This window comes from Acetobacter sp. (assembly GCF_052102375.1).
Lineage (GTDB): Bacteria > Pseudomonadota > Alphaproteobacteria > Acetobacterales > Acetobacteraceae > Acetobacter.
In genome coordinates this window covers 102,922-117,492 of record NZ_JBQDXI010000005.1, presented here as the reverse complement: position 1 = coordinate 117,492, position 14,571 = coordinate 102,922, and the positions used below count along the sequence as shown (strand labels likewise).

At 52.6% G+C, this 14,571-nt stretch carries 13 protein-coding genes; 9 read left to right on the top strand and 4 right to left on the bottom strand.

Features of this window, described 5'->3' with window-relative positions; all coding sequences use genetic code 11:
• The first annotated feature begins 200 nt into the window (after nt 1–200).
• A complete protein-coding gene (locus ACTIDN_RS03640; protein ID WP_441376024.1) occupies nt 201–2,156 on the top strand; it encodes a CocE/NonD family hydrolase in 1,956 nt (651 codons plus the stop codon).
• Between the two features lie 84 nt (nt 2,157–2,240).
• Nucleotides 2,241–3,044: a creatininase family protein gene (locus ACTIDN_RS03635; protein WP_441376001.1), complete on the top strand. Its 804-nt coding sequence runs from the start codon at nt 2,241–2,243 to the stop codon at nt 3,042–3,044.
• A 48-nt stretch (nt 3,045–3,092) separates the two neighbouring features.
• Here the strand turns inward: ACTIDN_RS03635 and adhP are convergent, their stop codons facing one another.
• Nucleotides 3,093–4,121 (bottom strand): alcohol dehydrogenase AdhP, encoded by a 1,029-nt coding sequence (gene adhP / locus ACTIDN_RS03630; RefSeq protein ID WP_441376000.1) that lies wholly within the window; start codon nt 4,119–4,121, stop codon nt 3,093–3,095.
• A gap of 225 nt (nt 4,122–4,346) precedes the next feature.
• The gene (gene zwf / locus ACTIDN_RS03625; protein WP_441375999.1) at nt 4,347–5,888 is read right to left on the bottom strand and encodes a glucose-6-phosphate dehydrogenase; all 1,542 of its coding nucleotides are present in this window, start codon (nt 5,886–5,888) and stop codon (nt 4,347–4,349) included.
• Nucleotides 5,889–6,056: 168 nt separating this feature from the next.
• Between zwf and ACTIDN_RS03620 the strand changes: the two genes are divergently transcribed.
• From ACTIDN_RS03620 to ACTIDN_RS03590, 7 genes are all read left to right on the top strand, one after another.
• Nucleotides 6,057–7,079 carry an aspartate-semialdehyde dehydrogenase gene (locus tag ACTIDN_RS03620; RefSeq protein WP_048838998.1) on the top strand — a complete coding sequence of 341 codons (1,023 nt, stop codon included), beginning with the start codon at nt 6,057–6,059 and terminating at the stop codon, nt 7,077–7,079.
• 140 nt (nt 7,080–7,219) lie between these two features.
• Nucleotides 7,220–7,693 carry a succinate dehydrogenase, cytochrome b556 subunit gene (sdhC, locus tag ACTIDN_RS03615; RefSeq protein ID WP_415508768.1) on the top strand — a complete coding sequence of 158 codons (474 nt, stop codon included), beginning with the start codon at nt 7,220–7,222 and terminating at the stop codon, nt 7,691–7,693.
• Between the two features lies 1 nt (nt 7,694).
• Nucleotides 7,695–8,111: a succinate dehydrogenase, hydrophobic membrane anchor protein gene (gene sdhD, locus ACTIDN_RS03610; protein ID WP_441375998.1), complete on the top strand. Its 417-nt coding sequence runs from the start codon at nt 7,695–7,697 to the stop codon at nt 8,109–8,111.
• 96 nt (nt 8,112–8,207) lie between these two features.
• Nucleotides 8,208–10,019, top strand: coding sequence for a succinate dehydrogenase flavoprotein subunit (gene sdhA, locus ACTIDN_RS03605; protein WP_415508770.1), 1,812 nt, complete (start codon nt 8,208–8,210; stop codon nt 10,017–10,019).
• Between the two features lie 36 nt (nt 10,020–10,055).
• On the top strand, nt 10,056–10,838 hold the full coding sequence (locus ACTIDN_RS03600; RefSeq protein ID WP_048839002.1) for a succinate dehydrogenase iron-sulfur subunit: 783 nt from the start codon (nt 10,056–10,058) through the stop codon (nt 10,836–10,838).
• 112 nt (nt 10,839–10,950) lie between these two features.
• Nucleotides 10,951–11,466 carry a GNAT family N-acetyltransferase gene (locus tag ACTIDN_RS03595; protein ID WP_441375997.1) on the top strand — a complete coding sequence of 172 codons (516 nt, stop codon included), beginning with the start codon at nt 10,951–10,953 and terminating at the stop codon, nt 11,464–11,466.
• A gap of 84 nt (nt 11,467–11,550) precedes the next feature.
• Nucleotides 11,551–12,213 (top strand): fused DSP-PTPase phosphatase/NAD kinase-like protein, encoded by a 663-nt coding sequence (locus ACTIDN_RS03590; protein ID WP_415508786.1) that lies wholly within the window; start codon nt 11,551–11,553, stop codon nt 12,211–12,213.
• Between the two features lie 95 nt (nt 12,214–12,308).
• Here the strand turns inward: ACTIDN_RS03590 and ACTIDN_RS03585 are convergent, their stop codons facing one another.
• Nucleotides 12,309–13,532, bottom strand: a complete 1,224-nt coding sequence (locus tag ACTIDN_RS03585) for a phosphoglycerate kinase (RefSeq protein WP_441375996.1) — start codon at nt 13,530–13,532, stop codon at nt 12,309–12,311.
• Nucleotides 13,532–14,554, bottom strand: a complete 1,023-nt coding sequence (gene gap / locus ACTIDN_RS03580) for a type I glyceraldehyde-3-phosphate dehydrogenase (protein WP_415508773.1) — start codon at nt 14,552–14,554, stop codon at nt 13,532–13,534. The genes ACTIDN_RS03585 and gap overlap by 1 nt, the downstream gene beginning before the upstream one ends.
• Between the last annotated feature and the right edge of the window lie 17 nt (nt 14,555–14,571).

Genomic DNA, 14,571 nt, shown 5'->3' with positions numbered 1-14,571 from the left:
CTATAAGTCAGAGGCAAACGTAACGACCTATCGTTTTTTAGTTTTGGTCATGAAACAGGGTGGACGATTTGGAAAAACCAACGCATCGTCCCGTTTAAAGTCTTCCGGCCGGAAGCAGACACACTCACGCATGGAGCAGAACGCAGGTTATCATGATACATGCCAGCAACTCAGTCCTTTCCCCCGGTTTCTCCCGCTTGATGCGCTATGCACTGCCTGGTGCTCTGCTTACTCTCTTATCCGGCACAGCTCTGGCTGCTGGGGCGGCCCCTAAGCCAGCACAGCAGTCGGATAACCTGAGTGTTCAGACGGGAACAGACATACCGGCCAAAGTCTCGTTTCCCAATGCTGAGCAGCAGCGTGATTATATCAAGCGGGAAGTCATGGTGCCTATGCGCGATGGCGTGAAGCTTTATACTGTTTTGGTTATTCCCAAAAACACCCGTAATGCCCCTATCCTATTAACGCGTACACCTTACCACGCAAAAAACCGCGTAGACCGGGTGTCCAATGGTTTGACCATGCGAGAGATACTTCCACAGGGGGATGATGTATTTGTCGAGGGGGGGTATATTCGCGTCTTTCAAGATATTCGTGGGAAATACAATTCACAGGGCGACTATGTCATGACGCGCCCCCCGCGTGGCCCGCTCAACCCCACCCAGACAGATGAAACAACAGATGCGTGGGATACAATAGACTGGCTGGTCCATAACGTGCCAGAAAGCAACGGACGTGTTGGGATGACAGGTTCATCCTACGAAGGCTTTACGGTTGTTATGGCGCTGCTTGACCCCCACCCGGCTCTGAAGGTGGCGGCACCCGAAAGCCCGATGGTGGATGGCTGGATGGGTGATGACTGGTTCCACTACGGTGCGTTCCGTCAGGGTGGTCTGGATTACTTTACATCCCAGATGACAGCCCGTGGATCTGGGGACACTATTCCGCGTAAAGATGCTGACGACTATACAAACTTCCTCAAAGCGGGTTCTGCCGGTGCTTTTGCAACACAGGCGGGGCTAGACCAATACCCGTTCTGGAACCGTATGCGTGCCCATCCGGCTTATGATTCTTTCTGGCAGGGTCAGGCTTTAGATAAATTGTTGGCCTCTAAAAAACCCGCTGTCCCCATGTTATGGGAGCAGGGTTTGTGGGATCAGGAAGATATGTGGGGCGCCATTCATGCATGGCAGGCCATAAAAGATACAGATATCAAGACGCCTAATACCCTCGTTATGGGGCCATGGCGGCATAGTGGCGTAAATTATAATGGGTCTAGCCTCGGACCAATAGACTTTGAGGGGGATACGGCGCACCAATATCGGCGGGATGTGTTCCGTCCATTCTTTGATACATATCTTAAACCCGGCAGCACATCGGTACATTTGCCGGACGCCATTATTTACAATACGGGTGACCAGAAGTGGAATTATTACCGCTCATGGCCCTCTGTTTGTGAAGCTGAGTGCAGCGGGGCGCTGACCCCTCTTTTCCTGTCAGCGGGACATGGTCTGAGCTTTTCCAAACCGGGAAAAGAAAGTGCTGATAACTATATTTCCGACCCATCCCATCCTGTTCCTTTCCTGTCCCGTCCTTTTTCTTTTTCTGATGGGCCGCGTTGGAAAAGCTGGCTGGTGCAGGATCAGCGTGATGCAGAATCTCGCCCGGATGTCGTGACATACGAGACAGATGTTCTGGATGCGCCAGTGCGCGTAAGCGGCGTTCCTGTTGCAGACCTGTACGCAGCAACAACCGGGACGGATGCGGACTGGGTTGTAAAGTTGATAGATGTTCAGCCTGCTGCAACACCCGACACCCCTAAAATGGGTGGATATGAGCTTCCGGTTTCCATGGATATTTTCCGTGGCCGCTATCGCAAAAGCTTTGAAAAACCTGAAGCAATTACAGCTAACCAAACAGAACATTATCACTTTTCTTTGCCAGCCGTAAATCATGTGTTTGGCAAAGGGCATAGAATCATGGTGCAAATTCAGTCTTCCTGGTTCCCGGTTTATGACCGCAACCCACAGAAGTTTGTGCCCAATATATTTGATGCAAAACCAGAAGATTATACGACAGCAACACAAAGTATCCATTATGGTGGAGCGTCTTCAACCGCTATTCTCTTACCTGTTGTAAAAGATGATCAAAAATAAAATAGTAAAACACTAAATTTTTGAAATTGGAAAAGGCATGTGTTGTATTAAACGCATGCCTTTTTTCATGAATGGACACAGGGTATGCCACTAAATAAAATCGTTCATATGGCGCAGTTAACGGCAGCTGACATGCGGGAGGCTGCGCAGCGTAATCCGGTTATTCTTTTGCCATTGGGGAGTTTTGAAGACCAAGGCCCACACATGCCTATGGGCGATTATTTGTTGGCTGATGCCATCGCAGAGCGTATAGCGTTGCAGGCAATACAGGAGGGGTGTGAGACCTATGTTGCGCCGGTCCTTCCTTTTGGTGGGGCAGATTATTTTGGATATATGCCTGGTGCTATTGCACTTTCACAAAGCACGTTACGTGCCGTTATTGAAGATATGCTTGGTAACCTGATACGGCATGGTTTTACGAAACTGATTATCCTGAACGGGCATGGTGGCAACTGCACCATGATTCATGACGTAACGCAGTCTATTTTAAAAAAGAACAATATAATTATACCAAGTTTTTATTTATGGCGTGTTGCTGCAGCTTATCTGCCTTCCGTTGTTGGTGAGGAAAAAGCAAAGCAATCAGGTGGGCACGGCGCTAATCCGTTAACCAGTATAGCGCTTTATCTCAAACCTGATTTGGTCAAAACAGAAAATTTAAAACAACAGGCTCTTGATAAGAAGGCTTGGAGCTTGCCCGTTCTTGATTTTGGCACAGTTGAGTTGAACGGTGCGCCAGTCTCCATTCCTCTGGAAGGGGACCAGACCGCCACGCAAGGTATTGGGCGGGGTAATCCGTATTTGTGTGATAGTAAGACAGGAGAAGCTTTAACAGATTACCTTGTTAAAACAGGTGTCAGTTTAATAAAGCATTTGTTAGAGCACTAAATATCAACTTTACCCCCTGACTTTGTATCAGGGGGTAAACTCGTATTATCACTGCCGAAAATCTAGAACAACGCGGCCTTCGACCTGACCTTTTTCCAATTTTTCAAAAATAGTGTTGATATTTTCGAGCTTATCAGTCTGGGTCACAGACGTAATTTTACCATCAGCAAAAAATGATAGTGCTTCAATCATATCCAGACGGGTTCCAACAATGGACCCGCGAATGGTGGTGCCTTTCATAACCATATCAAAAATTGAGATCGGGAATTCGCCGGGTGGCAGACCATTCAGGACCAGTGTGCCGCCAGAGCGTACATATCCCATAGCTTGCGAAAACGCTTTTGTTGAAACAGCAGTGATAAGACCACCATGTGCGCCACCTACTTCTTTGTGAATAAAGGCAGCAGGATCTGTTTTTAAAGCGTTTACCGTATGTGCCGCACCGAGTTTGCGTGCTGTTTCCAGTTTGTCGTCATCAATATCAACAGCAATAATATTAAGACCCATGGCAACACCATATTGTACAGCCATTTGCCCTAGGCCGCCCACCCCAGAAACAGCAACCCATTGGCCTGCCTTGGCATCTGTCATTTTCAGGCCTTTATATACCGTTAAGCCCGCACATAGCACGGGGGCCACCTTTATGGGGTCAACGCCTTTGGGTAAGTGGGCAACATAGTTAGGGTCTGCTACAACATATTCTGCAAAACAGCCGTTAACAGAATACCCTGTATCCTCTTGTTTGGCGCACAATGTCTCCCAGCCTGATAAGCAATGGTCACAATGGCCACAGGCAGAATACAGCCACGGTACACCTACTTCATCGCCTTCCTTCACCCAGCTCACGTTTGCACCAACCTTAACAACGGTGCCTACGCCCTCATGGCCGGGAATAAAGGGGAGAGTGGGCTTTGTCGGCCAGTCTCCATGGGCCGCATGCAGGTCTGTATGGCATACGCCACAGGCAATCATTTTCACCAGAATCTGGTTTGCATTGATGTCTGGAATAGCCAGTTCTTCAATGCTCAGGGGTTTACCAAATTCCCGAACAACGGCGGCTTTCATTTTTCCTGACATGCTTTTGTTCCCTTTGTTCTGTGCGATGCAGGGTTTGTCCCAATCAGGGTATGTTCAGGGCAGCGCACGTTTCTTTACACAAAGAGGTTACAGTACAATAAGATCAGACGCCTATAGAAAGTTATGAGAATTTTGAAGGGAGAAGTTATACAATAACATTTTCAAAAAAGCTCATTTTTATGGGTGTTTCTATGGCGTACAAAAATGGTGCTCATTACAAAAATATCAGTCTTCGTCTTTATTGAGAGATGCCCATTTCCGGCCATCACGGGATAACAATGTGTCAGCACTTATCGGGCCACTACTTCCAGCACTGTAAAATTCGATGTTTGATGTTTCTGTTTCTTGTAAAATACCGTCTACAGCACGCCATGCTGCTTCAATATTGTCAGCGCGCTGGAACAGGGTGGCATTTCCCTGCAAGCAGTCATAAAGCAGAGTTTCATAGCCAATATTAGGTGTGTTTCCGAAAGATTTTTCATATCGAAATTCGGATGTTACTTCGGAAACTATAGTTTCCGGCCCCGGATTCTTGACATTAAAATATAGGTTTGCACCTTTATCTGGGCGGATATTATAGACCAACCGATTGGCGGCTTCAGGTTCACCTTGGCTGGTATGAAACAAGGGGTTGGTTGGCGCTTTAAATTGCACAACAATTTCAGTGACGGCTCTGCTCAGGGCTTTGCCCGTACGCAGGTAAAACGGGACGCCCTGCCAACGTGCTGTTTCAATATCAACCCGTAGTGCAGCATAGGTTTCCGTCACGCTCTCTGGGTTGACGCCCTGACTATCACGGTACGAGGGAATGGCGCGTCCTTTGCAGGTGCCAGCCTGATACTGCCCCCGCACCATATTGTCTGGCGTTATGGGGCGTATGGCCTCAAAAACAGCCTGTTTGGCATTACGGATTTCTTCAGAGTTTAGGGATACAGGCCGTTCCATGGCCACCAGAGCAAGAATTTGGAAAAGATGATTGGGCACCATGTCTCGTAACGCGCCGGTAGCATCGTAAAACAGGCCACGTCCTTCAACCGAGAGGGTTTCAGCAGCCGTAATCTGGATGTGATCGATATAGTCTTTGCACCAAAGCGGCTCAAAAAGGATATTGCTGAAGCGCAGGGCAAGAAGGTTCTGCACTGTCTCTTTGCCCAGAAAATGATCCACCCGGTAAATTTGGTTTTCATGGAGTATGGAGAGAAGGTGCGCGTTGAGTGCCTGAGCGGACTGTAAGTCTGTGCCAAACGGTTTTTCAATGACTACCCGTCTGAACTGATCCGTCTTTTCCTGCAGAAGCCCTGCCTGAGACAGGGTATTGGTTGCTGGCTCAAAAAAGCGCGGTGGAGTGGCCAGATAAAAGACGACGTTCCGCCCGGCAACAAGCGCACTGAGTGGCTTTAAGGCTGACGGGTCCGTAAAATTGAGGGAAAGATAGTGCATCCGGCTTGAGAGCCACTGCCATGCAGAATGATTGAGCGTGGCACTGGAGGAGGCGGCATGCCGGTCCCGCATGGAGTTTTCCAGCCGGGCCTGAAGAGAGGAAACCCAACCCTGTGTTGTCTGCTCTTTCAGGCTGACCCCAATGATCTGGAAATCCTCTGGTAGAAATTTACTGCATGCCAGATCGTATAAAGCGGGAACAAGCAGCCTGTGTGTCAGGTCTCCGCCTGCGCCCAGAATGACCAGTGTGCAGGCCGGTGCCGGATGCGTGGCAGCCGGTGCGGCAGTGGCGGCATGAAGAGCAGCAGAGGGGGAACGCAGGGTCAAAACGGGTCTCCTTCACCAGAGTGCAAAATAGACGCACCGTGCACGGAACGTAGAAAATCGTGGTTTTCTGGCCTGTAGTCAGGTGCCTGACAATTCCCTTTGCACCCACTTTAGTTTAGGTTCCTTGCCCGGCCAGACTTTTAACAAAAACAGAATATAGGTGACGTAATGGGGTATCGGGTTGCAGTTGTAGGTGCCACAGGTGCTGTGGGGCGTGAAATACTCAAGACTCTCGCTGAGCGGGACTTCCCCATTAGCGATATTGTCGCCCTTGCCTCTCCCCGTTCTGTTGGTCGGGAAGTGTCCTTTGGTGATCGTACACTCAAGGTCCAGAACCTGGAAACATTCGATTTTACCGGTTGGGATGTTGGTTTATTCTCGCCCGGTGGGTCTGTGTCCGCCAAGTATGCTCCTATTGCTGCCAAGGCCGGATGCGTTGTCATTGATAACACATCCCATTTCCGTATGGAGCCGGGTGTGCCGCTGGTTGTGCCAGAAGTAAACCCCAATGCTCTTAAGGGCATGAAACACAACATCATTGCCAACCCTAACTGCTCCACCATTCAGATGGTTGTAGCCCTTAAACCGTTGCACGACCTGTTTGGCCTCAAGCGTGTTGTGGTCTCAACCTATCAGGCGGTTGCAGGTGCTGGGAAAGATGGCATGGATGAGCTGTTTGCCCAGACCCGCGGCAGCTTTGTGAATGATCCGCCTAAAATTGAGCAGTTCCAGAAGCAGATTGCCTTTAACTGTATCCCCCAGATTGACCGCTTTATGGATGATGGTGCCACCAAGGAAGAGTGGAAAATGACAGTCGAGACCAAGAAAATTCTTGATCCCGACATTGCCGTTATTGCCACCTGTGTGCGTGTGCCCGTGTTTATCGGCCATTCCGAGTCCGTCATTGCCGAGTTTGAAGAGCCGGTTGATCTGGCCCAGGCCCGTGCCGCCCTGCGTGAAGCAGACGGTGTGATCCTGCGGGATGAACGGGAAGATGGTGGCTACGTGACCCCGATTGAATGTGTGGGGGAAGATGCCACCTATGTGTCCCGCCTGCGCATTGACCCTACGGTTCCCCATGGTCTGGCGTTCTGGTGTGTGTCTGACAATCTGCGCAAGGGTGCTGCCCTGAATGCAGTGCAGATTGCTGAAACCATGATTGCATTGGACCTGCTGCCAAAACACGGCTGAGTGAGGCTGCCCCGCCTCTCGGTCTCGTGTTGCCTGACCGAATTGACCGCTTGGCAGGCGGGGCGTAGGACAAAATTCAATGCTGGAACACCGGCACACAGGCTGGTGTAGGGATAGACGGACGGGATACGAGGCGGACAATGCAGGATATCCGAAAGGCCCTCTATGTGGGAAACCGCAGTGACGGCGAACTGATACAGCGGCCTATGTCGCCGCATTTGCAAATCTACCGTAGTCGGCTTTCTATGGTTCTCTCCATTTCGAACCGTATTACGGGCGTTGTGGCAACAGGTGGGGCGGCCTTGGGCGTGTTCTGGCTGTCTGCTGCTGCCAAAGGGCCGAAGTCTTTTGAAGTTGCGCGGAAAGTAACAGGCAACCCGGTTGGCCAGCTTGCGCTGGTTGGGTGGCTTGCTTCTGTCGTGTTCCACACTGTGGGCGGTATCCGCCACCTGATCTGGGACAGCGGTTACCGTTACGATAAGGCCGAAATTAATAAGGACGGCCCAATTGCAGTTGGTGTCACGGCTGGCGTGAGCACGGCTCTTGCAGCTGGTCTTCTGGCAGTAGCTTGTGGACGCTCACGCAAGCGTGCGAAAATTGGGAAGGCATCCTGACATGAATGCGCCTTTATCACATGTTGAGGTCATGCGTTCGCAGCTTGGGCGGGCTCGTGGTCTGGGGGCTGGTGGCTCCGGTGTTGGCCACTGGTGGGCAGAGCGTGTTTCTGCTGCGTCCCTACTGCCGCTTTCCACATGGTTTATTGTCCAGATGTTCCGCCTTGGCGGTGCTGACCATAAGGACGTGGTTAACTGGGGCGGAAAGCCCGTTAACGCAACCATGCTGACAGCCCTGATCATTACCACATTCTACCATGCCCAGCTTGGGTTGCAGGTGATTGTGGATGACTATGTTCATGGCAAAGCCCACCTGCCCACGCGTATTCTGGTCAAAATTGGAACATCGCTGATAGGGCTTCTGGGTGTGTTTGCCGTCATCAAACTGGTGGCAACAGCAAGCAACCGTAAATCCTGACCACAATACTGAGCCTTATGCCGCTGGTCTGAACAGACAGGTGCGGCATGAATCCTGAGACATGACAGGCCGAACGCACATGGGAGCGCCGTCACGATGAATGCTTCTTCCTCTCCTTCCCGGGGAGCTTACCGAATTGTTGACCACGCCTATGATGTGGTTGTTGTAGGTGCTGGGGGTTCCGGCCTGCGTGCTACGCTGGGCATGGGGGCTGCTGGCCTTAAAACCGCCTGCGTGACCAAGGTGTTTCCAACCCGTAGCCATACCGTGGCGGCACAGGGCGGCATTGGTGCCTCTCTTGGCAACATGGCAGAAGATAACTGGCGCTGGCATATGTATGACACCGTAAAGGGGTCAGACTGGCTGGGGGATCAGGACGCCATTGAGTTTATGTGCCGTGAGGCCGTGCCCGCCGTGCAGGAACTGGAACATTTTGGTGTGCCTTTCTCCCGCACGGAAGATGGCAAAATCTATCAGCGTCCGTTTGGCGGACATATGAGCGATTACGGCAAGGCCCCCGTGCCCCGCGCCTGTGCTGCGGCTGACCGGACCGGCCACGCTATTCTGCATACGCTGTACCAACAGTGCCTGAAGCATAACGTTGAATTCTTTGTTGAATACTTCGCCATTGACCTGATCATGGATGATGAAGGGGCATGTCGGGGTGTTATGGCCTGGTGTCAGGATGACGGCACCATGCATCGCTTCAATGCCAAAATGGTGGTTCTGGCAACGGGCGGTTATGGCCGTGCTTACCAGTCCTGCACCTCTGCCCACACCTGTACGGGTGACGGCAACGGCATGGCTATGCGCGCTGGTATTCCTACGCAGGATATGGAGTTTGTGCAGTTTCACCCAACCGGCATTTACCCTGCAGGGTGCCTGCTGACAGAAGGTTGCCGTGGTGAAGGTGGGTATCTGACCAACTCGGAAGGTGAACGCTTTATGGAGCGGTATGCTCCTACGGCCAAAGACCTTGCCTCGCGTGATGTGGTGTCCCGCGCCATGACCATCGAAATTAATGAAGGCCGTGGTGTGGGTCCGAAAAAAGACCATATCATGATGCATCTGGAGCATCTGGGCGCAGACCTTTTGCACCAGCGCCTGCCAGGTATCAGTGAGACAGCCCGTGTGTTTGCTGGCGTGGATGTCACCAAAGAACCGGTGCCCGTGCTGCCAACAGTACATTATAATATGGGTGGTATTCCTACCAATATTCATGGTGAGGTTATTCGCCCCACCAAGAATGACCCGAATGCTGTTGTGCCCGGCCTTATGGCTGTGGGTGAAGCGGCCTGCGTTTCCGTGCATGGGGCAAACCGTCTTGGCACAAACTCACTGCTTGATCTGATTGTGTTTGGCCGTGCCGCATCCCGCCGTGCTGCCGAAGTGGTGAAACCAACCGACTTCATCAAGCCTTTGCCGGCTGGTGCGGGTGAAGCTGCGCTCGACCGTCTAGATGCCCTGCGTTACGCCAAGGGTGGCACAAAGGTTTCTGCTATGCGTGAACGCCTGCAGCGTGACATGCAGGCCCATGCTGCTGTTTTCCGGACTGAAGAAAGCCTTCAGGAAGGGGTGAACAAAATTCACGAAATCTGGGGCGGCCTGAGCGATATTTCCGTTTCTGACTCATCACTGATCTGGAACAGTGACTTGATGGAAGCGCTGGAATTTGAAAACCTGCTGGCCAACGGCACTGCCACACTTGAAAGCGGTTTGGCCCGCCATGAAAGCCGCGGTGCTCATGCCCGTGACGATTACCCGGACCGTGATGACAAGGAGTGGATGAAGCACTCCGTTTCCTGGCTGGACGAAAAAGGCAACGTGAAGCTGACTTATCGCCCGGTTCATATGAAGACTTTAACAGATGACGTTGAAGTCTTCCCACCCAAAAAGCGCGTTTACTGATCTGCCGGCACGATCGAGCGAAAAAGGGAGGTAAAGATGGTTGAACTCACTCTGCCGCGCAACAGTGTGATCGGGAAAGGCAAAACCTATTCCGCACCAGCCGGGGCAAAAAACGTCAAGACATTCCGGGTGTACCGCTGGTCCCCGGAAGATGGCAAAAACCCGGTTGTAGATTCCTACGAACTGGACCTTGATACAATTGGGCCAATGGTGCTGGACGCCATTATTCACATCAAAAACGATGTGGACCCAACGCTGACGTTCCGGCGGTCTTGCCGTGAGGGGATTTGCGGGTCCTGCGCCATGAATATTGATGGAGAGAACACGCTTGCGTGCCTCAAGCCCATCAAGGACATCAAGGGTGACGTACGGATTTATCCGCTGCCGCACATGCCGGTGGTGAAGGATCTGGTGCCAAATCTTGAGGGTGCCTACGCACAGCTACGCTCCATTGAACCGTGGATGAAGTCTGACAGCGCACCGCCGCCAGATGCAGAGCGCAAGCAAAGCATTGAAGAACGCGCCAAGCTGGATGGTATGTGGGAGTGCATCCTGTGCTTCTGCTGCACAACCTCGTGCCCGTCTTACTGGTGGAATGGGGACCGTTACCTTGGTCCGGCAGTCCTTCTGGCAGCTTATCGCTGGATTGCAGACAGCCGTGACGAACATACTGGTGACCGTCTGGATGAGCTGGAAGATACCTTCAAGCTATATGCTTGCCGCACCATCATGAACTGCACACAAACCTGCCCGAAAGGGCTGAATCCTGCCAAGGCGATTGGTAAGATCAAGGAATTGCAGATCGAGCGGAAAGCCTGATCAGCTTTATTCTGGTCAGATCATGAGACAGAACCCCCGGTTTGCCAGCGCGCAAGCCGGGGGTTTTTGTTATGAAGGCCAGATACGCTGAGAAACTGAGAGGCTGCGCAAAATGATAACAGTACGGGACGCGACGGAGCAGGATGCAGCAGCCCTGATGGAAATCTATAACCACGCAGTACTGCATACCACGGCGATCTGGAATGAAGCCTGCGTGGATGTGCCTAATCGCATCACGTGGCTGCAGGACCGTCAGAAGGCAGGTTTCCCGGTGCTTGTGGCCTGCCAAGATGATGGTGCGGTGGTGGGATATGCCAGTTTTGGCCCTTGGCGTGCTTTTGAAGGATATAGGCACACTGTGGAGCACTCCGTGTATGTGCACCCGGGCTATCAGCGGCAAGGAATTGGTTATATTTTGCTGGAAGCCTTGATTGCAGCAGCCCGTGCCAGCGCACTGCATGTCATGGTTGCTGGCATTGAGGCTGGGAATATCCCTTCCATTATTTTGCATAAAAAGCTTGGTTTTGAGCAGACTGGTGTGATGAAAGAGGTAGGCACCAAATTTGGTCGATGGTTGGACCTCACTTTTATGACACTGGCGTTAAATACGAACCAACCATCACGGTGAGCGAGACGAAAAGATTGACCTTGCTGCCCGTGAATGGGACAGAGGGCCCTATTCAGAAGAGACGAGCTGGAGCTGCGCGCTATTGTGTTTGATGGTCAGATAACGTCTCAGGCGGGCCGTACACGGGCCTGGATTGATAGCCTTTTTGTGGACCATGCAGTGTTTCGACTGGTGTGGACCAATTTCAGGGAGGTTGTGCCAGGCAAAGTGTATCGGTGTAACCACCCAACGCCCGCACGGTTGAAGTGGGCCATGCGGCGTTACCGGCTCCGCACACTGGTTAATTTGCGCGGGCACCGTCAATGCGGTTCGGATGCACTATCACGCTCTACTGCCCAGGCTATTGGGTTGGCACATGTTGATATGGCGTTTGAAAGCCGGGGTGCGCCGCATAAGGACCGTATTTTGCGGTTTGCCCAGCTTTATAAGCAAATAGATTTCCCCATGCTCATGCACTGCAAATCAGGGGCTGACCGGGCTGGTTTAGCTTCTGGTCTTGTTATCTTGTTTGAAGGTGGTTCCGCCGCACGGGCGCTGAAAGAATTATCATGGCGGTTTGGCCATTTCCGCGGGTCACGCACGGGAATTCTGGATGCCTTCTTTATGCGGTATCAGGCTGATGCAGAAGGGCGGCTGCCGTTTCTGGAGTGGGTAGAACACGAATATGATGAAGCTGCCCTGAAGCGCGACTTTGTTGCCGGTAAGCTTGCGTCTTTCATGACAGATCAGGTTTTACGGCGGGAATAAGCCGGGGCTTTTTGCTCCTTGAAACAAGGGTTACAAAAAAGGCCGGTCACACAGTATGTGACCGGCCTTTTTCAGGACGATATGACGCTAAGCGATTAGACTGGAATGGTTTTTTCCAATGTCGTGCTCAGAGCTGTCAGGCCGGGAAGAACTTTACCTTCCAGCCATTCCAGAAACGCACCGCCTGCGGTGGAGACATACGTCATGTCATGCAGCACGCCAGCATGGCGCAGGGCAGATACGGTATCACCACCACCCGCAATGGTTTTCAGCTTGCCGTCTTTGGTAAGGCGGGCTGCTTCCTGAGCAACGGCGTTTGTCGCAACGTCAAACGGTGGTAGCTCAAACACACCCAGCGGGCCGTTCCACACCAGCGTTTTCAGCCCGGCCAGCTTTTCTTTCAGCAGTTTGACCGTTTCTGGCCCAACGTCCAGCGCCATCCAGCCATCCGGAATGTCGGATACGGCTGCAACAGCGGTCGGGGCACCGGCCATGAAGTCTTCCGCCAATACAACGTCAATCGGCAGGATCAGCTCACAGTTTTTGGCCTTGGCCTTTTCCATGATCTGGCGCGCCGTATCCAGCATATCCTCTTCTTTCAGGGATTTGCCGACCTTGTAGCCTTTGGCTGCAAGGAATGTATTGGCCATAGCGCCGCCAACAGCCAGAACATCCACTTTTTCAAGCATGTTTTCCAGTAGTTCCAGCTTGGTGGAAACCTTGGCTCCCCCCACAATGGCACCCACCGGGCGTTCCGGATTTTCAAGAGCAGCATCCAGAGCAGAAAGCTCAGCTTCCATAAGGCGGCCAGCATAGGCAGGCAGATGGTCTGCAACGCCTGCAGTGGAGGCATGGGCACGATGTGCGGCTGAGAACGCATCGTTCACATATACATCACCCAGCCTTGCAAGGGCTGCTGACAGGTCTGGTGCGTTGGCTTCTTCACCCGGCTGGAAGCGGGTGTTTTCAAGCAACAGCACTTCACCATCCTGCAGGGATGCCGCAGCGGCTTCAGCATCCGGACCAATGCAGTCATGAGCAAAACTGACGGATTTGCCCAGTGCGGTGGCCAGAGCGGTTGCAATCGGTTCGAGCGACATGCCTGGCACCACTTTGCCTTTGGGGCGGTCAAAGTGGCTGAGCACAATGACGCGGCCGCCCTTGTCCGCCAGTTCACGGATGGTGGGCACAATGCGCTCAATACGGGTGAAGTCAGAAATGACTCCATCCTTCATGGGCACGTTCAGGTCCACACGCAGCAGAATGCGTTTGCCGCGAGGGTCCAGCTTATCCAGGGTGTTGAAAGGAAGCAGGGCCATTAGAGGGATCCGAACAGAGCGGCTGTGTCAGCCATACGGTTGGAGAAGCCCCATTCGTTGTCATACCAGGAGCAGATACGGACCAGCTTGCCGCCGTCGATTAGAGAGGTCTGGGTGGCATCAAAGCTGGAAGAGGCCAGAGCGTGATTGAAGTCAGAGCTGACCAGAGGTGCTGTGGAATACGCAAGAATGCCTTTAAGCGGGCCGGATTCAGCCGCAGCCTTAATGGCGTTGTTAACATCCTCAACGGAGCCCGGCACCTTTTTCGGCACGAAGTCGAGGGAGACCAGAGAGACGTTGGCAGTCGGGACACGAATGGCCGTGCCATCCAGTTTGCCTTTAAGCTGCGGCAGAACCAGACCAACGGCACGGGCTGCACCGGTGGAGGTTGGGATCATGTTCAGGCCAGCAGCGCGGGCGCGGCGCAGGTCTTTATGCAGGGTGTCTACCGTGCGCTGGTCACCAGTGTAGGAGTGAATGGTCACCATGTAACCACGTTCGATCCCAAACGTATCTTCCAGAACTTTGGCAACTGGGGCCAGACAGTTTGTGGTGCAGGATGCGTTGGAAATGACCGTCATGTCTGAGGTCAGTACATCGTGGTTCACGCCGTAAACGATAGTGGCGTCTACATCCGTACCCGGTGCGGAGATAATGACCTTGCGTGCACCAGCCTGCAAAAGCTGGCCAGCTTTTTCTTTGGAGGTGAACAGGCCCGTGCATTCCATGGCGACATCAACGCCTGCAAACGGTACTTTTGACGGGTCACGTTCAGCAGAAACGGTGATGGGGTCCCACGTCCGGCCATGCGCGGAAATAATAAGCTTGTTGCCGTCTACGCGTACATCGGCAGGCAGGCGGCCATGCACACTGTCATAGCTGAGCAGGTGGGCGTTATCTTCAACGCTACCAAGGTCGTTAATGGCTACGGGCACAACGTCGGTCCGTCCGCTTTCAATCAGCCCACGCAGGACAAGTCGGCCAATACGTCCAAAGCCGTTGATCGCGATTTTGACTGCCATGTTTCTGTTCTCCGTTT

What these genes read in the sequence shown, in the direction of transcription:
- ACTIDN_RS03640 (WP_441376024.1), top strand. Translation starts at nt 201, where the DNA reads ATGCGCTATGCACTGCCTGGTGCTCTGCTTACTCTCTTATCCGGCACA.
- ACTIDN_RS03620 (WP_048838998.1), top strand. Translation starts at nt 6,057, where the DNA reads ATGGGGTATCGGGTTGCAGTTGTAGGTGCCACAGGTGCTGTGGGGCGT.
- sdhD (WP_441375998.1), top strand. Translation starts at nt 7,695, where the DNA reads ATGAATGCGCCTTTATCACATGTTGAGGTCATGCGTTCGCAGCTTGGG.
- ACTIDN_RS03585 (WP_441375996.1), bottom strand. Translation starts at nt 13,532, where the DNA reads ATGGCCCTGCTTCCTTTCAACACCCTGGATAAGCTGGACCCTCGCGGC.
- ACTIDN_RS03635 (WP_441376001.1), top strand. Translation starts at nt 2,241, where the DNA reads ATGCCACTAAATAAAATCGTTCATATGGCGCAGTTAACGGCAGCTGAC.
- ACTIDN_RS03600 (WP_048839002.1), top strand. Translation starts at nt 10,056, where the DNA reads ATGGTTGAACTCACTCTGCCGCGCAACAGTGTGATCGGGAAAGGCAAA.
- adhP (WP_441376000.1), bottom strand. Translation starts at nt 4,121, where the DNA reads ATGTCAGGAAAAATGAAAGCCGCCGTTGTTCGGGAATTTGGTAAACCC.
- ACTIDN_RS03595 (WP_441375997.1), top strand. Translation starts at nt 10,951, where the DNA reads ATGATAACAGTACGGGACGCGACGGAGCAGGATGCAGCAGCCCTGATG.
- gap (WP_415508773.1), bottom strand. Translation starts at nt 14,554, where the DNA reads ATGGCAGTCAAAATCGCGATCAACGGCTTTGGACGTATTGGCCGACTT.
- sdhC (WP_415508768.1), top strand. Translation starts at nt 7,220, where the DNA reads ATGCAGGATATCCGAAAGGCCCTCTATGTGGGAAACCGCAGTGACGGC.
- sdhA (WP_415508770.1), top strand. Translation starts at nt 8,208, where the DNA reads ATGAATGCTTCTTCCTCTCCTTCCCGGGGAGCTTACCGAATTGTTGAC.